Annotated in this window: 21 protein-coding genes; 16 read left to right on the top strand and 5 right to left on the bottom strand. The window is 65.8% G+C overall.

All coding sequences use genetic code 11. The features are described 5' to 3' along the window. Window positions 1-156 precede the first annotated feature (156 nt). The 4 genes from JHX87_RS09635 (at window position 157) to JHX87_RS09620 (ending at window position 5075) form a co-directional block, all read left to right on the top strand. The gene (locus JHX87_RS09635) at window positions 157-1425 is read left to right on the top strand and encodes an imelysin family protein (RefSeq protein ID WP_377775994.1); all 1269 of its coding nucleotides are present in this window, start codon (window positions 157-159) and stop codon (window positions 1423-1425) included. Between the two features lie 71 nt (window positions 1426-1496). Further along, window positions 1497-3017, top strand: coding sequence for a di-heme oxidoreductase family protein (locus JHX87_RS09630; protein ID WP_271885366.1), 1521 nt, complete (start codon window positions 1497-1499; stop codon window positions 3015-3017). Next, on the top strand, window positions 3014-4000 hold the full coding sequence (locus JHX87_RS09625) for an imelysin family protein (RefSeq protein WP_271885335.1): 987 nt from the start codon (window positions 3014-3016) through the stop codon (window positions 3998-4000). Before JHX87_RS09630 ends, JHX87_RS09625 begins: the two co-directional genes overlap by 4 nt. Window positions 4001-4004: 4 nt before the next feature. Beyond that, entirely contained in the window at window positions 4005-5075 is a 1071-nt protein-coding gene (locus JHX87_RS09620; protein WP_271885336.1) for a DUF1513 domain-containing protein, read from the top strand. 4 nt (window positions 5076-5079) lie between these two features. Here the strand turns inward: JHX87_RS09620 and JHX87_RS09615 are convergent, their stop codons facing one another. After that, on the bottom strand, window positions 5080-6270 hold the full coding sequence (locus JHX87_RS09615; RefSeq protein ID WP_271885337.1) for an MFS transporter: 1191 nt from the start codon (window positions 6268-6270) through the stop codon (window positions 5080-5082). On the opposite strand from JHX87_RS09615, the gene mog reads away from it, so the two are divergent. Further along, a complete protein-coding gene (mog, locus tag JHX87_RS09610; RefSeq protein ID WP_271885338.1) occupies window positions 6269-6907 on the top strand; it encodes a molybdopterin adenylyltransferase in 639 nt (212 codons plus the stop codon). The two genes, JHX87_RS09615 and mog, sit on opposite strands and share 2 nt — an antisense overlap. Here mog and JHX87_RS09605 read toward each other — a convergent pair. Both JHX87_RS09605 and JHX87_RS09600 read right to left on the bottom strand, forming a co-directional pair. Then, window positions 6904-7623, bottom strand: a complete 720-nt coding sequence (locus JHX87_RS09605) for an LrgB family protein (RefSeq protein ID WP_271885339.1) — start codon at window positions 7621-7623, stop codon at window positions 6904-6906. The genes mog and JHX87_RS09605 overlap by 4 nt on opposite strands. Next, window positions 7616-7984, bottom strand: a complete 369-nt coding sequence (locus JHX87_RS09600; protein WP_334220885.1) for a CidA/LrgA family protein — start codon at window positions 7982-7984, stop codon at window positions 7616-7618. The genes JHX87_RS09605 and JHX87_RS09600 overlap by 8 nt, the downstream gene beginning before the upstream one ends. Before the next feature lie 158 nt (window positions 7985-8142). Here JHX87_RS09600 and smc point away from each other — a divergent pair, with 158 nt between their 5' ends. From smc to JHX87_RS09570, 6 genes are all read left to right on the top strand, one after another. Next, entirely contained in the window at window positions 8143-11595 is a 3453-nt protein-coding gene (gene smc, locus JHX87_RS09595) for a chromosome segregation protein SMC (protein ID WP_271885341.1), read from the top strand. 77 nt (window positions 11596-11672) lie between these two features. Beyond that, window positions 11673-12233 (top strand): NADPH-dependent FMN reductase, encoded by a 561-nt coding sequence (locus JHX87_RS09590; protein ID WP_271885342.1) that lies wholly within the window; start codon window positions 11673-11675, stop codon window positions 12231-12233. Window positions 12234-12313: 80 nt separating this feature from the next. Beyond that, window positions 12314-12769 carry a RidA family protein gene (locus JHX87_RS09585; protein ID WP_271885343.1) on the top strand — a complete coding sequence of 152 codons (456 nt, stop codon included), beginning with the start codon at window positions 12314-12316 and terminating at the stop codon, window positions 12767-12769. After that, the gene (locus tag JHX87_RS09580; RefSeq protein WP_271885344.1) at window positions 12769-13545 is read left to right on the top strand and encodes a glycerophosphodiester phosphodiesterase family protein; all 777 of its coding nucleotides are present in this window, start codon (window positions 12769-12771) and stop codon (window positions 13543-13545) included. The genes JHX87_RS09585 and JHX87_RS09580 overlap by 1 nt, the downstream gene beginning before the upstream one ends. A gap of 39 nt (window positions 13546-13584) precedes the next feature. Further along, on the top strand, window positions 13585-14505 hold the full coding sequence (locus JHX87_RS09575) for a phosphotransferase family protein (RefSeq protein ID WP_271885345.1): 921 nt from the start codon (window positions 13585-13587) through the stop codon (window positions 14503-14505). Window positions 14506-14563: 58 nt separating this feature from the next. Beyond that, window positions 14564-15694 (top strand): GNAT family N-acetyltransferase, encoded by a 1131-nt coding sequence (locus JHX87_RS09570; protein ID WP_271885346.1) that lies wholly within the window; start codon window positions 14564-14566, stop codon window positions 15692-15694. 30 nt (window positions 15695-15724) lie between these two features. Here JHX87_RS09570 and JHX87_RS09565 read toward each other — a convergent pair whose 3' ends face one another. Next, the gene (locus JHX87_RS09565) at window positions 15725-16207 is read right to left on the bottom strand and encodes a peroxiredoxin (protein ID WP_271885347.1); all 483 of its coding nucleotides are present in this window, start codon (window positions 16205-16207) and stop codon (window positions 15725-15727) included. A gap of 85 nt (window positions 16208-16292) precedes the next feature. Between JHX87_RS09565 and JHX87_RS09560 the strand changes: the two genes are divergently transcribed. The 3 genes from JHX87_RS09560 (at window position 16293) to copM (ending at window position 18632) form a co-directional block, all read left to right on the top strand. After that, complete coding sequence (locus JHX87_RS09560; RefSeq protein ID WP_271885348.1) at window positions 16293-17492, top strand: NAD(P)/FAD-dependent oxidoreductase; 1200 nt, start codon at window positions 16293-16295, stop codon at window positions 17490-17492. 64 nt (window positions 17493-17556) lie between these two features. After that, complete coding sequence (gene rsmD / locus JHX87_RS09555; protein ID WP_271885349.1) at window positions 17557-18123, top strand: 16S rRNA (guanine(966)-N(2))-methyltransferase RsmD; 567 nt, start codon at window positions 17557-17559, stop codon at window positions 18121-18123. Between the two features lie 95 nt (window positions 18124-18218). Next, entirely contained in the window at window positions 18219-18632 is a 414-nt protein-coding gene (copM, locus tag JHX87_RS09550; RefSeq protein ID WP_271885350.1) for a CopM family metallochaperone, read from the top strand. Between the two features lie 120 nt (window positions 18633-18752). Here the strand turns inward: copM and JHX87_RS09545 are convergent, their stop codons facing one another. Continuing rightward, window positions 18753-19931 (bottom strand): pyridoxal-phosphate-dependent aminotransferase family protein, encoded by a 1179-nt coding sequence (locus JHX87_RS09545; RefSeq protein ID WP_271885351.1) that lies wholly within the window; start codon window positions 19929-19931, stop codon window positions 18753-18755. A gap of 317 nt (window positions 19932-20248) precedes the next feature. Here JHX87_RS09545 and JHX87_RS09540 point away from each other — a divergent pair, with 317 nt between their 5' ends. Further along, window positions 20249-21916 carry an ABC transporter ATP-binding protein gene (locus JHX87_RS09540; RefSeq protein ID WP_271885367.1) on the top strand — a complete coding sequence of 556 codons (1668 nt, stop codon included), beginning with the start codon at window positions 20249-20251 and terminating at the stop codon, window positions 21914-21916. Then, window positions 21913-22632: a CAF17-like 4Fe-4S cluster assembly/insertion protein YgfZ gene (ygfZ, locus tag JHX87_RS09535; protein WP_271885352.1), complete on the top strand. Its 720-nt coding sequence runs from the start codon at window positions 21913-21915 to the stop codon at window positions 22630-22632. The genes JHX87_RS09540 and ygfZ overlap by 4 nt, the downstream gene beginning before the upstream one ends. Window positions 22633-22747: the final 115 nt, after the last annotated feature.

Here is a 22747-nt window from a genome sequence, read left to right as displayed (position 1 = left end):
GTTGCAACCTTCGCCTTGTGGCGGATGCGCCCTTGCGGATCGCGCGTTGCCCTTGGCAGGCCGGACCCGGAAACATCTTTCACCGCATCTCTTTCCCAAAAGCGCCGCAGGCAGATGGCCGCGCGCAGATCATGATCAAGCAAGGACAGTGAGAAGATGAACAGAATCGCATTCGGGATCAGCGTGACAGCCCTTGCCGCGGGCCTTGGCAATGCGGCCATGGCGCAGACGGCGGCCGAGGTGCTGGAGACCTATGCCGATATCGCGCAGGCGGGGTATGAGGACAGCATGATCTCTGCCCGGACGCTGGAAGAGGCCGTGAATGCGTTGATCGAGGCGCCCTCGGCCGAAAATCTGCAGGCGGCGCGGGCTGCCTGGATCGCGGCGCGCGTGCCCTATCAGCAGACCGAGGTGTTCCGCTTTGGCAATGCCATCGTCGATGACTGGGAAGGCCGGGTGAATGCCTGGCCGCTGGATGAGGGGTTGATCGATTACGTCGATGGCAGCTATGGCGGGCCCAGCGACGAAAACCAGTTCGCCACGCTGAACGTGATTGCCAATCCCCGCTTCACCCTGTCGGGCACGGAAATCGATGCGACCGAGATCACGCCCGCCCTGCTGCAGGACACGCTGCAAGAGGCCGACGGGATCGAGGCGAATGTCGCCACCGGCTATCACGCCATCGAATTTCTGCTGTGGGGTCAGGATCTGAACGGTCACGGCAAGGGCGCGGGCAACCGGCCCTGGACCGATTACGCCCAGGGCGAGGCCTGCACCAATGGCAATTGCGACCGCCGCGCGGAATATCTGGCGGCGGCATCGCAGCTGCTGGTGTCCGATCTGGAATGGATGACGGCGCAATGGGCCGAAGGTGGCGCCGCCCGCACCGCGCTGACCGGGGATGAATCGGCGGGCCTGTCGGCCATGCTGACCGGTATGGGCTCGCTGTCCTATGGCGAACAGGCGGGCGAGCGGATGCGCCTTGGCCTGATGCTGAACGACCCCGAGGAAGAGCATGACTGCTTCTCGGACAACACGCCGAACAGCCATTACTATGACGGGCTGGGCGTGCAGAATGTCTATCTGGGCGACTATATGCGCATCGACGGATCGGTCGTGTCCGGCGCGTCGCTGTCGGATCTGGTGGCCGAGGGCAACCCCGAACTGGATGCCGAGATGAAAGCGCGCCTGTCCGACACGATGAAGGCGCTGGCCCGGATCAAGACCGCCTCCGAGGCCGGTTTCGCCTATGACCAGATGCTGGAACGCGGCAATTCGCAAGGCGAGGCGCTGATCATGGGCGGCGTCGATGCGCTGGTCGCGCAGACCCGCTCGATCGAGCGGGTGGTGACGGCGCTGGAACTGGATGGCATCGCGATCGAGGGCTCGGACAGTCTGGACAACCCTTCGGCGGTCTTTCAGTAATGCCGCAGCTTTTCTTCAGCCATGTGTAGGAATGGATGAAGCCGATAAAGACAGCTTTGGCGGCCATGCTGATGGCCGCCTGTTACGTTCAGATCGCGCAGGCCGATCCCGCCGCGCCCTGGGCCGATCTGCGCGACCCGCATCTGGATGTCATTCCCCGGACCGCCGAAGAGCGCGACCGCATCGCCACCGTCACCACCCCGAAGCCCGATTTTTCGGCCCCCTGGCCCTTCGAGGAAAATCCGGGCGGCGCGCAGACCGTGCGTGCCCGCGCCACCGCAGATGCCTTTTCACAGCCCGCCGGTAATCTCAGCTTCCAGCAGGAGCTGGATTTCAAGGTCGGCAATGGCATGTTCCGCCGGATCTGGGTGTCGCCCCCGGCCTCGACCATCGCATCGGACGGGCTGGGACCGCTTTATAATGCGCGGTCCTGCCAGCGCTGCCATCTGAAGGATGGGCGCGGCCATCCGCCCGAAGGCCCCGAGGACAATGCCGTGTCGATGTTCCTGCGCGTCTCGATCCCGATGGCGGATGCTGACCGGGACAGGATCCGCAATTATATCGAGGGCACGCATCCGACCGCGCCCGAACCGACCTATGGCCTGCAGTTGCAGGATTTCAGCCTGCCCGGCCATGCCGCGGAATATCGGCTGGACATCAGCTATGAGGAATTTCAGGTGCCGCTGTCAGGGCAGGAGGTCGCCACACTGCGCCGCCCGACCTATCGCGCTGCCGATCTGGGCTATGGCCCGCTGCATCCCGATGCGATGCTGTCGCCGCGTGTCGCGCCGCAGATGATCGGCATGGGCCTGCTGGAGGCGATCCCCGCGCAGGATATCCTGTCCTGGGCAGACCCGGACGATGCCGATGGCGACGGAATCTCCGGCAATCCGCAGATCGTCTGGTCGCAGGTCCATGATCAGCCGATGCTGGGCCGTTTCGGGCATAAGGCGGGCAATCCGACGGTGCTGGAACAAAGCGCCTCGGCCTTTTCGGGCGATATCGGCATTTCGAACCCGCTGCACCCGGCAGGGTCCGGCGAATGCACCGCCGCGCAGGCCGATTGTCTTGCCGCGCTGGATGGCGGTGATCCCGAACAGGACGGGTTCGAAATCGATCAGGCGGCGCTGGATCTGGTGACCTTCTACAGCCGCAATCTGGCCGTGCCCGCGCGGCGCGATCTGGACGATCCGCAGGTCCTGCGCGGCAAGCAGGTGTTTTACGAAACCGGCTGCACCGCCTGCCACCGGCCCAGCTTTGTGACGAACCGGTTGCAAGGTGAAAACCCGGCCAGTTTTCAGCTGATCTGGCCCTATACCGATCTGCTGCTGCACGACATGGGCCCGGATCTGGCCGATAACCGACCCGAAGGCCGCGCCGATGGCCGCGAATGGCGCACCGCGCCGCTTTGGGGCATCGGGCTGACGCAAACCGTGTCGGGGCACAGCTATTTCCTGCATGACGGGCGCGCCCGCTCGCTTCTTGAAGCCGTGCTGTGGCATGGTGGCGAGGCGCAGGCCGCCCGCGATGCAGTGGTCGAAATGCCGCCCGAGGATCGCGCCGCCCTGATCCGATATCTGGAGAGTCTATGAAACATCTTGCCGCCTGCCTTGCCGCGCTGACGCTGGCAACCCCGATATGGGCCGATGTGGATCAGGCGTTGCAGCGCCATATCCTGCCCGGCTTCGAAGGCTTTGCCGACGCGGCGCAGGCGTTGCAGAAAACCGCCGCGCAGGATTGCCGCGCCGATGCCGTCGCCCCGGCCTATCAGACGACATTCGACGCCTGGATGACGATTGCCGACCTGCGCCTTGGCCCGTCCGAGACCGGGGCGCTTTCTATCGCCTTCTGGCCCGACAAGCGCGGGTTCACGCAGCGCAGCCTGTCGCAATTCATCGCCGATCAGGATCCGGCCGCTTTCGATCCCGCGCTTTATTCGCAGGTCTCGATTGCGGCGCGCGGGCTGTTCGCGCTGGAAATGCTGATCTTCGATCCGGATTTCGCCGATTATGGCCCGGACAGCTATAGCTGCGCGCTGGTTCGGGCGGTCAGTGTCGATCTGGCCGATCAGGCGGTGGCGCTGGACCAGGCCTGGCAGCAGGATTTCGCGGCGACCTTGCGCAGCGCGGGTGCCCCCGGCAACACCACCTATCTGGACCAGTCCGAGGCGTTGCGCGCGCTTTACACGCAACTTCTGTCGGGGCTGGAATTCACCGCCGATCAGCGGCTTGGGCGTCCGATGGGCACGTTTCAGCAGCCGCGCCCGTCCCGGGCCGAGGCCTGGCGCTCGGGCCGTTCCCTGCGCAATGTGCTGCTGTCGGTCGATGCCGCGCAGGCGCTGGCGCATCGGCTGACCGATGCGGATCTGCCCGAAACGGATGCGGCAGCGGCGCGAATTCACGCGCTTGCCGAACGGATCGACGATCCGGGCTTTCAGAACCTGACGCAGCCGCAGGCGCGGCTGCATGCCGAACAGGTGCAACAGGCGGTTCGCGCCATGCAGGAGGCCATCGAAGCCGAGATCGGAACCCCGCTTGGCATTGCCGTCGGCTTCAACTCTCAGGACGGGGATTAGGGTCGTGACGACGCGTCGCAATTTTCTGGCCGCGCTGCTGGCCGCAGGGGCCGCGCCGCGTCTGGGCTGGGCGGCGGTCGGCAACCCGTCATGGCTGGCGGCGGCACGATTGCAGGATGGCAGTTTCGCACTGTTCGGGTTGGATCATCAGGGCCAGACCACGTTCCGCGTGCCATTGCCCGCGCGCGGTCATGCCGGCGCGGGCCATCCGACGCGGGCCGAAGCCGTGGCCTTTGCCCGGCGCCCCGGCCAGTTCGCGCTGGTCATCGATTGCGCGACCGGCGCGGTGCGCCACCGCTTGACGCCGCCCGAGGGTCGCCAGTTCAATGGTCACGGCGTCTTTGCCCGGCACGGCGCGCTGCTTTTGACCAGCGAACAGCGGGCCGAGGACAGTCAGGGCGTGATCGGCGTCTGGGATGTCGCGGCGGGCTATCGGCGGATTGCGGAACGGCCCAGCGGGGGCATCGGTCCGCATGATCTGCGGCTGATGCCCGATGGCGTGACAATCGTGATCGCCAATGGCGGCATTGCCACCGATCCGACCGACCGGCGCAAGCTGAACATCGCGACCATGCGCCCCAACCTGACCTATCAGGACCTGCAGGGCGACATATTGGATCAGGTCGAACTGGCGCCGGATCTGCAGCAGAATTCGATCCGCCACCTTGCCCTGCGCTCGGACGGGCTGGTCGGCTTTGCCATGCAATGGGAGGGTGAGGCTGACGCCGCGCCGCCCTTGCTGGGTCTGCACCGGCGCGGTGCGGAGGCCATTCTGGCCGAAGCGCCGCTGGCGGATGAACTGGCGATGCAGGGATATGCGGGCAGCATCGCCTTTAGCGGTGAGGGGGCCGAGCTTGCTATCACCTCGCCACGTGGCGGGCGGCTGCATCGCTTTTCGGGGCAAGGCGCCTTTCTGGGCGCGGTGTCGCGCAGCGATGTCTGCGGTCTGGCGCCGCGCGATGCGGGCTATCTGGCCAGTGACGGGCTGGGCGGGCTGATTTCGGTCAGGGAACAGGAACCCGCGCTGCTCAGCCGGACCGATTGTGCCTGGGACAATCACATCGTGGCGCTGTAGCCCGTCAGGGACTGCCCTGCACCTGCCTTTTCGCCAGCAGCGGTCTGAGCGCCGCGATGCCGAATGTCGGCCCAAGCGCCATCAGCGCCAGCGCCCCGGGCCAGCCCAGCCATGCCGCAATCACCGGGGTGATCTGCACCGTGACGATTGACAGCGCAAAGCCAAGCGCGGTCTGCATCGCCATCAGGCTGCCTGCGGCCTCGGGCGGGGCGGCATCGGCGATGATGGCCGAAAACTGGGCGCTGTCGGGGATGATCAGCGCGCCCCAGCACAGGATCAGCAGAAAGCTGAGCCAGACCGGCCCGCCAAAGCAAAGCGCCACCGCGACGGCCATGCTGCCCGATCCCAGCATCGCCATGGCCGAGACGGGCGCTTTGCCGATCCGATCCGCCAGCAGCCCGGCCGGAGCGCAGAAAAGCGCGCCGGTGGAAATGGCCAGAAACGCGGTCAGCGCCGCCAGTTGTTGCGCCTGTTCGGGCGGGATGCGCTGCGCATAGCCGGCCGCCGCAGCAGCGCCGATCCAGCCCCACATGGCATAAAGTTCCCACATATGGCCCAGATATCCGCCGGTGGCGCTGCGCACGCGCTGATCGGTCCACATCAGCCGGATCGCGCGTGGCGAAAAGGCCGCCGCCCGCGCGTGATGGGGTCCAAGCCGCATCGCAAAGCTGCCGATTGCCGCACAGGCCGAGGCCAGCGATGCCGCCGCCACGACCGGCCGCCATTCGGCCGCACCCCACCAGGCGAACAGATAGGGCAGCGCCGATCCAAAGGTCAGCGCGCCCACCAGCAGCCCGACCACCAGACCGCGCTGACGTCGGCTCCAACCCACGGCGATCTTCATGCCCGGTGGATAGATGCCCGCGAAACCCGCCCCCGCGATCACCCGCAGCCCGATCGCCGCATCAGAGCCCAGTGGCACCAGAAACAGCCCTGCCGTCGCGATCGCGTTCATCAGCGCGGCGCAGGCCATGACGCGGCGGGGGTCGAACCGGTCCGACAGCCCCAGCATGGCCGAGATCAGCGCCCCGATCACAAAGCCCGCCTGAACGCCGGAACTCAGCAGCGCCTGACGGGCGTGGCCAAAGCCGCCCTCGCGCGCCATATCGGTCAGCACGGCGGCGGTCGCGAACCAGGGCGACATGCCGCAGACGACGACAAGGCACAGCAGGGCAAGGGCAGAACGTGATGTCATGGGCCTTGTCTATGTCAGGATCGCGCCCGCCGGAAGCTGGCATGGCGGCGGGGGCTTTCTTTTCCGCGCGACCTGCGACAGATTGCAGCCCATGACACAGAACCCCTCGCGCCCCGCCCGTATTGCCATTGTCACCGTCTCGGATCGTGCAAGCCGCGGCGAATACGAGGATAAGGGCGGTCCAGGGGCCGAGGACTGGCTGCGTGATGTCATCACCTCGCCGGTTCAGATCGACCGCCACATCGTCCCGGACGGCAGAGAGGTCGTTGCGGCCAAGCTGCGCGAACTGACCGATGCGGGCACGGATCTGATCCTTGTGACCGGCGGCACCGGCCCTGCGCCGCGCGATCAGACGCCCGAGGCGGTGATGGATGTGGCCGATAAGGAACTGCCCGGCTTTGGCGAGGAAATGCGCCGGGCGTCGCTGGCCGAAGTGCCGACGGCGATCCTGTCGCGGCAGACGGCGGTGATCCGCAAAGCCTCGCTGATCATCACCATTCCCGGTAAACCCTCGGCCATTGCCACCTGCATGAACGCGGTTTTCGCGGCGGTGCCCTATTGCCTTGACCTGATGGGGGCGGCGCGGATCGAGACGGATCCCGCGCGGATCAAGGCGTTTCGTCCCAAGGGCGCCTAACCGCCGAACAGTTGCAGCACGATGGGCGCGATGATCGCGGTCAGGACCGAGTTCAGCCCCATGCCGATGCCGGAAAACGCCCCGGCGGTGGCATTCACCTGCAACGCCCGCGCCGTGCCGATCCCATGCGCGGCCACGCCCACCGCAAAGCCCCGCGCGCGCCAATCCTTGATCCGCAGCAGGTTCAGCAGCGGGGTCACGATGATGGCGCCGAAGATCCCCGTCAGCAGCACCAGCAGCGCCGTCAGCGTCGGTTGCCCGCCGATCTTTTCCGCGATGCCGATGGCGACCGGCGCCGTGGTGGATTTCGGCGCCAGCGAGGCCAGCAATTGCCCGCTGATGCCAAAGGCCCGCGCGATGGCCAGGGCCGAGACGACGGCCACGGTCGATCCCACCACCAGCCCCGCCAGCATCGGCAGTGCGGCACGGCGCACCCGCGACAGGTTGTCATAAAGCGGCATGGCCAGCGCCACGGTCGCCGGGCCCAGCATGAAATGGACGAATTGCGCGCCCTCGAAATAGGTCTGATAGGGCGTGCCCGTCAGGCCCAGCAACAGGCCCAGCAGCACCACCGCGATCAGCACCGGATTGGCCCAGCTTTGCCGTCTGGCGGCCTGAAAGCAGGCATTGCCGATCAGATAGGCAAACAGCGTCGCCGTCAGCCATAACAGCGGGCCTTCCGCCAGATAGGACCAGATCAGCGCCGGATCAGTCATGGCCGCCATCCTTCATTGCCGACGGATCGGTCGCGCCGGTCCAGCGCGCCACCAGCGAAAAGGCCAGCGCCCCTGCGGCAATGGCCAGAATCGTCGATCCGACGATCGCCGCCGCCAGCCCAAGCCCGTATTCGCGCAGCGTCGGGATATGCGCGATCACCCCGACGCCCGCCGGGATGAAGAACAGCGACAGATTGGCCAGCAACACCTCGGTCACCGGGCGGATCCGGGCGGCCAGCGAGGGCCGCCACAGGCAGGCCGCGACCAGCAGGACCATCGCGATCACCGGGCCGGGCAGCGGCAGATCCAGCAGCCGAGAGATGACCTCTCCCACCAGCTGAAAGGCAAGAATCAGGGACAATGCAGCTATCATAAGCGCCATCATAGCCGCTAAAAATCTTGTGGCGAGTACTTGCATCTTGTGGATAACTGCCCTTTTACCGCTAGATATTGCGGTTTTGATTGACTCTGGCCCCGGGCTTGCGACAATCCTTCGCGACATGACGAAAGGAATTCGCCTTGCGCTTTGACCGGCTGCGCCTGAATGGCTTCAAAAGCTTTGTGGATCCGACCGACCTGATCATCCGCGAGGGGTTGACCGGGGTTGTCGGGCCGAATGGCTGTGGCAAGTCGAACCTGCTGGAGGCGCTGCGTTGGGTCATGGGCGAAAACCGGGCCAAGGCGATGCGCGGCGCGGGGATGGAGGATGTGATCTTCGCGGGCACCACCCGCCGCGCGGCGCGCGCGCATGCCGAGGTGACGCTGACCATCGACAATCGCGACCGGCTGGCGCCTGCGGGCTTCAACGATAACGACCATTTCGACATCGTCCGCCGGATCACCCGCGATGCGGGTTCCGCTTATAAGATCGGCGGCGGCGATGTGCGGGCGCGCGACGTGCAGATGCTGTTCGCGGATGCCTCGACCGGGGCGCATTCGCCGGCGCTGGTGCGGCAGGGCCAGATCAGCGAGTTGATCAACGCCAAGCCCAAGAACCGGCGCCGCATTCTTGAGGAGGCCGCCGGAATCAGCGGTCTGTATCAGCGCAGGCACGAGGCCGAGTTGAAGCTGAATGCCGCTGAAAACAACCTGACCCGCGTGGATGACACGCTGGATCAGCTGTCCACGCAGGCGGCGTCCTTGGCGCGTCAGGCGCGGGCGGCGGCGAAATATCGCGAAATCGGTGCGGCGCTGCGGCTGGCCGAAGGCGTCTTGCTGTATCGCCGCTGGGCCGAGGCCGAAGCCGCGCGGCTGACTGCGGCCGAGGCGCTGGCCGAGGCGGTCAAGGCCGCTGCCGCCAGCGCCGCCACCGCCAGCGAGGCCGAGGCCCGCCGCGAAGAGGCCGAGGCCGCCCTGCCGCCGCTGCGCGAGGAAGAGCAGGTAGCCGCCGCGATCCTGTCCCGCGTCGTGGTCGAGCGCGAGGCGCTGGATGAGGCTGAAACCCGCGCCGCCGAGGCGATCACCGCCCTGACCGCCCGCATTGCCCAGCTTGACCGCGATATCGAGCGCGAGGAATCGCTGAACCGCGATGCCGGAGAGGTGGTCGAACGCCTGTCCTGGGAGCGGGGAGAGCTAGAGAAGGCGGGTCATGGCCATGACGAACGGCTGCAACTCGCGGGCGATACCGCAGATGAGGCCGCAGATGCCCTGCGCGAGGTCGAGGCGCGACTGGCCGAACTGACCGATGAGGCCGCGCGTCTGGCCGCCCGTCACCAATCTGCCGAACGTCTGGTATCGGATCTGCGCAACATGCTGGACCGTGCGCAGCGCGCTGCCGGTGAGGCCGAAGAGGCCGCCAATCGCGCCGCTGAGGCTGGCGAAAGCGCCGCCGACAGCCTGCGCCAGTCGGAAGAGGCGCAGGATCTGGCCCGCGACAGGGCCGAGGCCGCCGAAGATGCGCTGGCCGAAGCCGAGGCCGCCCGCAGCGATGCCGAAACCGCCGAAGCCGCCGCCCGCATCGCCCGGTCCGAGGCCGAGGGCGAGGCCGGGGCGTTGACCGCCGAAATGGCCGCGCTGCGCCGTCTGGTCGAACGCGGCCAGTCGGATGGCAAGGCGATACTGGACAAGGTGCAGGTGACGAAGGGGTTCGAGATCGCCTTTGGTGCCGCGCTTGGCGATGATCTGCGCGCCGGTCTGGCGGTGGATGGCGAAAGCGGCTGGCACAGCCTGCCCGGCTGGGACGCGCCGCAGCCCTTGCCCGCCGGGGCGCAGCCGCTGGCGCAGCATGTCACCGCGCCGGATGCGCTGTCGCGTCGGCTGTCACAGGTGGGCCTTGTCGCCGATCCTGATACTGCGGCGGCGATGCAGGCCGACCTGCTGCCCGGTCAGCGGCTGGTCACGGCCGAGGGCGATCTGTTTCGCTGGGACGGGATGCGGGTGATGTCGGGCGAGGCCTCGTCCTCGGCCGCGCTGCATCTGCAGAAGGTGAACCAGCTGAACGAAATCACCGCGCAGGCCGAAGAGATGCAGGCCCGCGTCGCCGTCGCGGTCGAGGCGCATGACGAGGCAAAGGCGCATCTGGCCGATGCCGTCGGCACCGAAAAATCCGCCCGCGACGCGCGCCGCGAAGCCGAAAGGCTGCTGTCCGAGGCCTCGCGCGCCGCGACCCGTGCGGAATCCGATCTGGCCATGGCCAATAGCCGTGTCGAATCGGCCCGCTCTGAACTGTCGCGCCATTGTGCCGATGCCTCGGACGCGCAGGCGCGGCTGGCGGTGGCCGAACGCGCGCTGGCCGATCTGCCCGATCGCAGCGATGCCGCCCAGGCCGTCGAAAACGCCCGTACCGGTGTCGAAGCCGCACGGATCGCCACCATGACCCGCCGCGCTGCACTGGATGAATTGCGGCGCGAGGCGAATGCCCGGATCAAGCGCCTGCAAGAGATCGCGAAAGAGGAATCGGGCTGGAAGCTGCGGTTGCAGCAGGCGGGGACGCGGGCCTCGGAACTGGCGTCGCGGCGCGATGCGGCCAGCGAGGATCTGACCAGCGCGCAGGCGCAGCCCGCCATTCTGGCCGAACGCCGCGCCAGCCTGTCGGATCGGGAAGATCAGGCCAATGACCGCCTGACCGCTGCCCGCGCGACGTTATCTGCCGCCGATGATGCGGCTCGCGCGGCGGCCCATGCCGAACGCGATGCGGCGCGCCTGGCCTCGGACGCGCGCGAAGACCGCGCCGCTCGGGAAGCCCGCGCCGAAGCCGCCCGCGACACCGAAACCGCCGCCCGCAGCCGGATTTTCGAGGAAACCGAGGGCTCGCCCCAGGATCTGCTGGCCTCGCTGGGCGAGGTCAGCACCGACGCCCCCGCCGATGCGCTGGAGGATCAGATCGCCCGGTTGCGCGGGCAGCGCGACGCCCTTGGTGCGGTCAATCTGCGCGCCGATGAGGACAAGCAGGAACTGGAAACAGAGCGTGACCGGCTGGCCGGAGAAAAAACCGATCTGGAAGAGGCGATCCGCAAGCTGCGCGCGGGAATCGGCAGTCTGAACCGCGAGGGGCGCGAACGTCTGCTGGCCGCGTTCGAGACCGTGAACGCCAATTTTGGCACGCTTTTCACCACGCTGTTCGGCGGGGGTGAGGCGCGTCTGGTTCTGGTCGAATCCGATGACCCGCTGGAAGCCGGGCTGGAGATCATGTGCCAGCCGCCGGGCAAGAAGCTGTCAACGCTGTCGCTGCTGTCGGGGGGCGAACAGACGCTGACCGCGCTGGCGCTGATCTTTGCGGTCTTTCTGGCGAATCCGGCCCCGATCTGCGTGCTGGACGAGGTTGACGCGCCGCTGGATGATGCCAATGTCAGCCGCTTCTGCGATCTGCTGGATGAAATGACCAGCCGCACCGATACGCGCTTTCTGATCATCACCCACCACGCGGTCACGATGGCGCGGATGGACCGGCTGTTCGGCGTGACCATGGTCGAACAGGGCGTCAGCCAGTTGGTCAGCGTCGATCTGAAACGTGCAGAAGCCCTGGTCGCCTGACGGACCTTAAAGCCCCTTGCTGCGTTGCCTTGCTGACATGACGCGCTATATCGGCGCCACATCAGCAGGAGAACGGAATGAAACTGAATGTCATCATCGTCTCGACCCGTCCGGGCCGCATCGGGAAAGCCATCGGAGATTGGTTCTTCGATTACGCCCGCGAAAACCCCTCGGGCTTTGATGAGGTGATCCTGACGGACCTGGCAGAACTGAACCTGCCGGTCTTCGATGAGCCGAACCACCCCGCCAAGCAGGATTATCAGCACGACCATACGAAGAAATGGGCGGCGATTGTCGATGGCTCGGATGCCTTTGTCTTCGTGCTGCCGGAATATAACTTCACCGCGCCGCCCAGCTATTTCAACGCGCTGGATTATCTGGTGAAGGAATGGGGCTACAAGCCCGCGGGCTTTGTCTCCTACGGGGGGATCTCGGGCGGGCTGCGGGCGACGCAATCGGCCAAGCCGATCCTGACGACGCTGAAGGTCATGCCGCTGACCGAGCAGGTGATGATGCCGATGGTGTTCGAACATCTGAAGGATGGCAAGCTGCAGCCGACCAAGCCGATGATCGAAAGCGCCGATGCGATGCTGCCTGAACTGTCCCGCTGGGCCGGGGCGCTGAAAACCTTGCGTTGACGCCGCATTCTCCTGATGATCTGTAACGTCGCAACCGCCCCGGACCGGGGCGGCCTCGCATTCACAGAAAAAGGTGTCCCATGTCCATCGAAGCCCGCCTGAAAGATCTGAACATCACCTTGCCCGACGCGCCTGCGCCTGCGGCCAATTACGTGCCCTTCGTGCAGACCGGCAATCTGGTCTTTGTCTCGGGCCAGATCAGCGCGGGCGAAAATGGCCTGATCACCGGCAAGCTGGGCGCGGATCTGGATGTCGAGGCAGGGCAGGCCGCCGCCCGTCGCTGCGGTCTGGCGCTGATTGCCCAGTTGAAAGCCGCGATTGGCGATCTGGACCGGGTGGTCCGGGTGGTCAAGCTGGGCGGTTTCGTCAATTCGACGCCCGATTTCACCGACCAGCCCAAGGTGGTGAACGGCTGTTCCGATCTGATGGTCGAGGTTTTCGGCGATGCCGGACGCCACGCCCGCGCCGCCGTTTCGGCAGGATCGCTGCCCCTTGGCGTCGCCGTCGAGGTCGATGCCGTCTTCGAGGTCAAGTGATGACCGGCCTGCCCGCCGGTTTCACTGCGATCCCATTGGCCCATCGTGGTCTGCACGGAATGGGCGTGCCAGAGAATTCTCTGGCCGCTGCCGGTGCCGCCATCGACGCGGGCTACGGGATAGAGATCGACATCCAGCCCGCCAATGACGGCACGCCGATGGTGTTTCACGATTACGCGCTGGAGCGGCTGACCGGCGAGCAGGGCATGATCCGCAACCATCTGCCCTCGACGCTGGAGGGGATGCGCCTGCTGGGCAGCGACCAGCCCATTCCGACGCTGACCCAGATGCTGGAACTGGTGGCGGGCCGTGTGCCGCTGCTGATCGAGATCAAGGATCAGGATGGCCGTCTTGGCGCCGACATCGGCGATTTACATCAGCGGGTCGCCGACGCCCTGCAGGGCTATGACGGGCCGGTGGCGGTGATGTCCTTCAACCCGCATGTCGTGACGGCATTTCACCATATCGCGCCCGAAATTCCCGTGGGCCTGACCAGTTGCGGCTTTCCCGAAAAGGACTGGCCCCTGCTGACCGGCGATCAACGTGTCTCGCTGGCCGCAATCGATGATTTCGATCCCTCGGGGGCCTGCTTCATCTCTCATGACTGGCGCGATCTGGGCAATCCACGGGTCGACGCGCTGAAGGCGCTTGGCCATCCGGTCCTGTGCTGGACCATCCGCAGCCACGAAGACGAGGCGACCGCCCGGCACATGGCCGACAATATCACCTTCGAGGGGTATCGTCCGGTTGTCGGGGATGCCGCGCCGCAGACGTGATTGCGGCGGCGCAACCATGATCCGGAACAGGCGGCGGCGATGATCGATCCCTTTTCGCACAAGCCGCCCCCTGATTTCGATCTGGCGGCGGCGCTTGCCGTGATCGCGCGCGATTTCCCGGACCCGCAGCCCCGGCATGTGATGGCGAATGGCTTTGACAATATCGCCATCATCACCCGCACCCATGTCTTTCGCCTGCCGCGCCACGATCAGGCCCGCGCGCGGCTGGTGACAGAGGCCGCCTTTCTGTCGCTGATCCGTCCGCATGTCGATCTGCCGGTCCCCGATCTGCGTATCCATGATGGTCCGCCGGTCTTTTCCAGCCATCGTCTGATCCCGGGTCAGACGCTGGGCGCGCCGGAATATCTGGCGCTGGATGCGGCACGGCGCGATCTGCTGGCCCGTGATCTGGCGCGTCTTTACGCCCAGCTGCACGCCATCCCGCTGGCTCAGGCCGTCGAAATCGGGGCACCCCCGGTCGAGGATCTGCCACCACCGGATGAGATATTGTCGACGACATTGCCGCTGCTGTCCGATGCACAGCAAGGCTGGGCGCGCGCTGTGGTGGTGGCCTGGCAGGATCTGCCGCCCGAAAGCGATCAGGTCTTCAGCTGGTTCGACGGTCACGGCTGGAACATGGCCTTTGACCGCCGGCAGGGGATCCTGCGCGGTGCGTTTGATTTTGCCGATGCGTCCATCGGATCGCCCCATTGGGATCTTCAGCACACCAACCTGATCCACCCGGATCTGACCCGCAGGATGGTCGCGCATTACCAGCATATCTCCGGTCGTCAGATCGACCTGCGGCGCATCGCCATCCTGACCGGCATTCACAGGCTGGCGGATCTGATGGACGCCCATGACCACCCGCAATTCGGCGGGTTGTCGCGTCATTTGCTGGATGACTGGGCGTCGATGCCCGTTGCGCACCCGGTGCTGCCATCGGGTCGCGCGACATAATCCGATTGTGAGGTTCAGGCCCCTGACAATCGCCTTGGCAATGCCTAGGTTCAGGCCCATGAGCACGCCCCTGACCCTGACCACACATGCCTCGATTTCCCAGATCGCGCCCGCGGATTGGGATGGGCTGGGCGATGGCAACCCCTTCACCTCGCACCGCTTTCTGATGGCGCTGGAGGAATCGGGATCGGTCGGGCCGGGAACGGGCTGGCAACCGCTGCATCTGTCGGTGGACCATGACGGCCAGACGGTCGGTGTCGCGCCGCTATATGCCAAATCCCACAGCCAGGGCGAATATATCTTCGATCATGCCTGGGCGGATGCCTATGCCCGCGCGGGTGGCGATTACTATCCCAAACTGCAATGCGCGGTGCCCTTTACCCCGGCCACGGGTGCACGGCTGCTGGCGCATGATCCGGGCGTGCGGCAGGCGCTGCTGGCCGGGATGACGCAGGTGGCCGAACGGGGCGGCGCATCCGGCGCCCATGTCACCTTCTGCACTAAGGCCGAGGCGGAACTGGGCGAAGAGACGGGCTTTCTGCCCCGCGTGACCCAACAATTCCATTGGCTGAACAGGGGCTATGACAGCTATGACGATTTCCTTGCCGCGCTGTCATCGCGCAAGCGCAAGGCGATCCGGAAAGAGCGCGCGCGGGCGCAGGGCTTTGGCGGCAGCATCCGCCACCTGACGGGCGACGATCTGCGGCCCGAACATTGGGATGCCTTCTGGGCCTTCTATCAGGATACGGGCAGCCGCAAATGGGGCCGCCCCTATCTGACGCGCGCGTTTTTCGACCATATTCACCAGACCATGCGCGACGATATCCTGCTGGTGCTGGCGGAAGAGGATGGTTTTCCGATTGCGGGCGCGCTGAACTTCATAGGCCCCGATGCTCTTTACGGCCGCTATTGGGGCTGTCTGGAAAACCACGCCTTCCTGCATTTCGAACTGTGCTATCATCAGGCCATCGACCATGCCATCGCCAATGGCCTGTCGCGGGTCGAGGCCGGGGCACAGGGCGAACACAAGCTTGCGCGGGGATATGAGCCGGTCCCGATCCATTCGCTGCATTGGGTGCAGGATCAGGGCTTTGCCCGCGCGCTGGACGATTATCTGGATCGCGAACGCGCGTTGATGGGTCAGGAAATTCAGGCGCTGGCCGATTGGACGCCGTTCCGCAAGGGGTGAAAGGGGCGCGCGGCCCCTTTCGGATCTGGTTCAGACCTTCTCCAGCAGGGCTTCGCCGGCGCTGACCCCGCACAGACCGGGCGAATCCTCGATCTCCAGCACCTCGACCACGCCATCCTTCAGCAGCGCCGCGAAACGCTGGCTGCGGCCGATCAGACCGGCAGGCGGGGCGTCGAAGGACAGGCCAAGCGCCTTGGTCACGCTGCCATCGGCATCGGCCAGAACCTCGATCCCCGCCGCATCCGCGCCCGTGGCCTTGGCCCAGGCATCGGCGACGAAGGGGTCATTGACCGTCAGGCAGACGATGCGGCTGACACCTTTTTCGCGGAACTGATCGGCGGTGCGGATGAAGCTGGGCATATGCGCCGTGGTGCAGGTGCCGGTAAAGGCGCCGGGCACGCCGAAGATCGCCACGCGCCCGGTCAGGCTTGCGGTATCGACGGGTTCGGGACCGTTTTCGCCCAGCTTCAGCAGCTGGCCTGCGGGAAAGGTCTCGCCGGTGGCAATCGTCATGACATGTCCTCCTGAATTGCAACGGATTCGCGGCGACTATAGGGTGCGGCCGGGTGACACGCCATAGACCGGAAAGGGGCAGGCCATGCAGATCGTGATCCTTGGGGCAGGGCAGGCCGCGACCTCGATGGCAGCGCGGCTGAGGGCCCGCGGGCATGACGGGCCGATCACGGTGGTCGGCGCGGAACCCGTCGCACCCTATCAACGCCCGCCGCTGTCCAAGGCCTATCTCTTGGGCCAGATGGGGCTGGACCGGCTGTTGCTGCGGGGCGCGGATTGGTGGGCGGAACAGCGGATCGATCTGCGCCTGTCAGAACGCGCCCTCTCCATCGACCGTGCTGCCCGGACCGTCACCACCGATCGCGGCCAGATCCCCTATGACGCGCTGGCCCTGACCCTTGGCGCCACGCCGCGCCGCCTGCCCGCCGCGATGGGCGGCAATCTGCCCGGCACCCATACCATCCGCAATCTGGAGGATGTGCAGGCCATGGCGCCCGATCTGCAGCCCGGCAGGAAACTGATCGTGATCGGTGGCGGCTATATCGGGCTGGAAGGCGCCGCCGTCGCCCGCAAGATGGGGCTGGATGTGACACTGCTGGAATCCGCGCCGCGGATCCTGGGCCGGGTCGCAGCCGCCGAAACCGCCGATCTGATCCGCGATCTGCATCTGGCCCATGGCGTCCGGATCCGTGAAGGCGTCCGGATCCGGCGCGTGACCGGTACGGATCACGCAACCGGCATCGAGCTGGCCGATGGCCAGCACCTGCCCGCCGATCTCATCCTGACCGGGATTGGCGTGACCCCGGACACCGGGATCGCCGAAGCCGCAGGCCTCATCGTCGAAAACGGCATCGTGACGGATCAGTTCGGCACCACCTCGGACCCCGCCATCTGGGCGGCAGGCGATTGCGCCAGCTTCCCCGGCCCGGTCGCCCATCTGCGGCTGGAAAGCGTCGGCAATGCCATCGACATGGCCGAAACCGTGGCAGACAACATCCTTGGCGCCCGCAAACCCTATCAGGCAAAACCATGGTTCTGGTCCGATCAGTTCGACGCAAAACTGCAAATCGCGGGCCTCTCCACCGGCTATGACCATGTTGTCACCCGCGCGGCCGAGGGCGCGCATGCAGGCTCGGTCTGGTATTACAACGGCGACAGTCTGATCGCGGTGGACGCGCTGAACGACGCCCGCGCCTATATGATCGGCAAGCGCCTGATCGAGGCCGGTAAATCCCCCGACCCGGCCCTTATCCCCGCAACCCCCGACCTCAAGGCGCTGCTGTGATCTTCTTCTTTGCAAAAATATCCTCGGGGGTCCGGGGGCAGACAGCCCCCGGGCGGCAACCGGCATGAGGATCGTCGGCGGCACCTTGCGCGGCCTGAAACTGGCGGAACTGGGCGAGGGCGACATGGCCGCCCATCTGCGCCCCACGACCGACCGGGTTCGCGAAGCCATTTTCAATCTGCTGATCAACAGCCTTCCCGAAAACCCGCTGCCCGGTGTGCGGGTGCTGGACCTTTTTGCCGGAACCGGCGCCCTTGGGCTGGAGGCGCTGTCGCGGGGCGCATCCCGCGTCGCCTTTGTCGATGACGGGGTGAAATCGCGCGCCCTGATCCGCAGCAATGTCGAAAAGGCGCGTGCGATGGGCAGCACCGATATCTGGCGGCGCGACGCGACCCGACTGGGCGACAATCGCGGGCAGGGATATGGGCTGATCTTTCTCGACCCCCCCTATGGTCAGGGCCTGGGAGAGCGCGCCATCGCCTCGGCCCTTGACGGCGGCTGGATCGCGCCCGACGCCACGATCGTCTGGGAAGAGGCGACCCCGCCCATCCTGCCTGCGCCGCTGGATCTGATCGACCAGCGCCGCTATGGCAACAGCCTCATTACCATTGCGCGCATGCCCGCCTCCTGATCCGGCGACATGTCCGAAACGTGATTTCCTTTTGGCAACCGGCCCATGCCTATATTGCAGAACCCGCTGAATTCACGCGCAAGTCAGGAGCTTGGATGACAAAGGAAATTCGTCGCGCAGCCGGGCTCAGCCCGATCTTCTTCGCGCTGGCCTTTGGCGCCTACGCGCAAGAGGCAGAACAGGAACCCGTCGCCAACGACGCCGGTGCCGCAGGGGGCTATGCCGACGGTCTGCAGGATCTTCCCAATGACATGGCGATGGAGCCCACCGGCAATGCCGATGTGGATTTCGTCCTTGGCATGATCCCGCATCATCAGAACGCCATCGACATGGCCAAGGCGGCGCTGGAACTGGGTCGCGGCCCCGAGATCCAGGAACTGGCACGGGAAATCATCGCCGCTCATGAGGCCGAACTTCGCTGGATGCAGGACTGGCTGATCCAGAACGGCTATAATCCGGCGACGGGCGGCCCCTTCGTCGCGGTAGAGCAGGGTAAGGCCCCGGACTGACCCCGGACAGGGCCGACATCATCGCGCCAGGGTGTTCGCGCTGTCAGAACGCGGCCTCAGGATCCGCCAAAGGCTCATGACCTCTGCCGCCGCGTTCAGCACATCGCGGCGATTGTCGGATCAGGCCGGTTCGGCTATCGCCCGCGCCGCCGCGTCCAGCGCCCCGGCACCATGCGGGATGCCAAGCGCGACCATCCCCGCCTGCATCGCGCCCAGAACCCCCATCAGCATGCCCGCGCTGCAATGGCCCATATGCGCCACCCGCAGCGCATTGGCCGGATCTTCGGCACCCAGCCCGATGCCCAGCGTGACGCCGCAATGGGTCGCGGTCCAGGCGCGCAGGGCCTCGGCCTCGGGCAGGCGCATCGCCGTGACCGAGGCCGCGCGCGACGCGGGATCGGCCACGGACAGGCGGATGCCGCTTTCGTCCTGGCCCCAGGCCTCGCCCGCCGCCCAGACGGCCCGGGCCAGTGCCGCATGACGCGCCCAGACGGCGATCAGACCCTCTTCATCCAGGATCATGCGCAGCGCCTCATCCAGCGCAAAGATCATTTGCACCGGCGGCGTCCCGCCCCAAAAGCGCCACAACGCGTCCGGCGTCGCATTGGCGCGCAGATGCCAATCCCAATAGGGCGTCGTCAGATCGGTCCGTCCGCGCAGCGCCGCGCGGTCCGAAAACCAGACAAAGCTGGCACCGGCTGGGCTCATCAGCCCCTTCTGGCTGGCCGAGATCAGCACATCGACCCCCCAGTCATCCATCATCATCGGCGCGCAGCCCAGCGAGGCGATGGCATCGACCACCAGCAGCGCCGGATGATCGCCCATCGCATCGCGCAGCGCCGGGATATCCGCCATGCAGGCGCTGGCCGTGTCGGTCTGGCAGACCATCACCGCCTTGATGATCTGATCGCGATCCGCCGCAAGCCGCCGGGCCAGCGCCTCTGGCTCTGGCGGAAGGGCGCCGAAATCCAGCGTTTCGACCATGACGCCCATTTCATTGACCTGCTGCGCCCAGGAGCGGCCGAAATGACCCGAGGTGATCACCAGCACATGATCGCCGCGATGGAACATATTCGCGGCCGAGGCTTCCCATGCCGCATGCCCATTGCCGATATAGGGCGCCAGATGGCCCGTGGTGCCCGCCAGCCGCTTCAACTGCGCCATGACATGCTCATTCGTCGCCGCAAGCTCTGTCCCGTAGATATCGGGCGAAATCCGATGCGCCGCGCGCAGGACGCGCTCTGGCAGGGGCGAGGGGCCGGGAATGGCGATCAGGGGATAGCCGGCGGCAAGGCTCATGGCGGGGATCCTTTGAATATCGCAAGGATCGGTAGGGCCAGCGCGTCGCAAGGTCAACGGGGCTTCGCGCCTTTGATTGCGTCCCGCGACGGCGGATGGCAAATGCGTTGCAATGCAGCAGGTTACCGATGACGGGACAGGACCGGCCATCGGTGCCCGATCTTCGCCCGGCCTTGCCGCCTGCACCCGGTCCGGGCTAAGCCTGTCAGAAGACGTATCCGCGAAGAAGGGTTTTGCAGCTCGTGACCCAGCCTGAAAACTCTGCCCGCCTGTTCCGCCGATTGTGGACCGATTATCTGCGGGAACATCGCGGCGGCATGCTGGGGGCCTTTCTGCTGATGACGGTCGAGGGATCCACCCTGGCGCTGATTTCCTGGATGCTGAAGCCGCTCTTCGACCGGGTGTTCATCGGCAAGGAGGCCGGGGCGATCTGGTGGGTCGGCGGAGCGATCTTTGGCATCTTCCTGTTGCGGGCGGTGACGCTGGTGGCCAGCCGTTCGATGCTGAGCCGGATCTCTCTGGGGATTTCGACCAAGATGCAGACCGACCTTCTGGCGCATATCCTGACGCTGGATGGAAAGTTTTTCCGCGACAACCCTCCGGGCGCCATGATCGAGCGGATTCAGGGGGATACGATTGCCGTGCAAGGGGTCTGGGCGACGATCATCACCAGCTCGACCCGGGACGTGATCTCGCTGATCATGCTGTTTGCGGTGGCGATCACGATCGACCCGGTCTGGACCGCCGCGGCGCTGATCGGCGCGCCGATCCTGATCCTGCCTGCCGCGATGGTGCAGCGCTATATCCGCCGCAAGGTACGCCAGAACCGCGCCAATGCCAGCGCCCGTGCAACCCGTCTGGATGAGGTTCTGCACGGCATCACCTCGATCCGGCTGAACCGCGCGGAAGAGGATCAGACCCGCCGCTATGCCAAGATCGTGGCCCGCATCCGCCAGGCCGAGGTCAAGGTCGCCGCCATGGCCAGCCTGATGCCTGCCCTGACAGATATCGTCACCGGCATCGGCTTTGTCGCGGTGCTGGCACTTGGCGGATCGCAAGTGATGGAGGGCGACCGCAGCGTCGGTGACTTCATGTCCTTCTTTACCGCGCTGGCGCTGGCCTTTCAGCCGATGCGGCGTCTGGGCGGGCTGGCGGGCACATGGCAGACCGCCGCCGCGAGTCTGGAGCGGATCTATCAGGTTTTTGACACCAAGCCCTCGATCATCTCTGGCCCGCGCCGGGAAGCGCCCGAAGATACCTCGATCCGGCTCGACGATGTCTGGCTGTCCTATGACGACCAGCAGGTTCTGCGGGGGCTCAGCTTTCAGGCAGAGGCGGGGCAAACCACCGCGCTGGTCGGGCCGTCGGGGGCCGGGAAATCCACGGTGTTCAACCTGCTGACGCGCATGACCGACCCCGACAAGGGGCAGGTGCTGCTGGGCAATGTGCCGGTGCAGGATTACGATCTGGCTGTGCTGCGCGATCAGTTTTCCACCGTGGCGCAGGAATCGGCGCTGTTCGACGAAACCTTGCGCGACAATATCCTGATGGGGCGTCCCTCGGCCGATGAGGCGTCGCTGAAACGCGCGATGGACGCCGCCCATGTGACCGATTTCGTGGATGGCACGACGCGCAGTCTGGACAGCATGGCGGGACCGCGCGGCTCGGCCCTGTCTGGCGGTCAGCGACAGCGGATTGCCATTGCCCGCGCGATCCTGCGCGATGCCCCGATCCTGCTTCTGGACGAGGCGACCAGCGCGCTGGACACCGCCAGCGAGCGTCTGGTGCAGGATGCGCTGGACAACCTGTCACAGGGGCGGACCACGCTGGTCATCGCTCATCGCCTGTCGACCATCCGGAATGCCGACAAGATCGTGGTTCTGGACGCCGGACGGGTTGTCGAGCAGGGCAATCATGACCAATTGATGGCATTGGAAGGCGCCTATGCCCGCCTTGTTGCCCTGCAATTCGGAGACAGCCAATGACCCGTCGCATCATCCGCATCACCGGCGAGGATCGCACCGCCTTTCTGCAGGGGCTGGTGACGAATGACGTCGCCAAGGCGCCGGTCTGGGCCGCGATCCTGACCCCGCAGGGGAAATATCTGGCCGATTTCCTGATCGTGCCGGATGGTGACGCCCTGCTTCTGGATGTCCACGAGGATCTGGCCGACGATCTGATCCGCCGCCTGTCGATGTACAAGCTGCGCTCGAATGTGCAGATCGAAGCGACGGATATGACCGTCGCCCGCGGCACCGGCCCCGCGCCCGACGGTGCGATCACCGACCCGCGCCACGCGGCGCTTGGCTGGCGTCTTTACGGCGGGCAGGGCGATGATGGCACTGATTTCGATGCCATCCGGGTGCAGCATGTGATCCCCGAGACGCTGGTCGAACTGATCCCGAATGACACCTATATTCTGGAGGCTGGCTTCGACCGGCTGCACGGCGTCGATTTCCGCAAGGGCTGCTATGTCGGGCAAGAGGTCACGGCCCGGATGAAGCACAAGACAGAGCTCCGCAAGGGATTGCGGGTAGTCCGGACCGAGGGCAAGGCGCCGGTCGGGACCCCGATCCTGCGCGACGGAAAAGAGGTCGGCACGATCTTCACCCAATCGCGCGATCACGCCATCGCCTATCTGCGCTTCGACCGGGTTGGCGATGGAATGCAGGCGGGCGACTGCGCGGTTTTTGTCGAATGAGTGGTCGAAGAGGCTCTATCACACAAGTCCCTTGTAGGATTAATATCATGAATCCATTGTGTTAGTTGAAGCACATGAGCAGACTCGCGCCCCCGACCTACAAGACCAGGAACTG

The organism is Paracoccus fistulariae (genome assembly GCF_028553785.1).
In the GTDB taxonomy this organism is placed as follows: domain Bacteria; phylum Pseudomonadota; class Alphaproteobacteria; order Rhodobacterales; family Rhodobacteraceae; genus Paracoccus; species Paracoccus fistulariae.
Note: the sequence above shows the minus strand (reverse complement) of the source record. Positions and strands in the feature narration are given on the sequence as shown.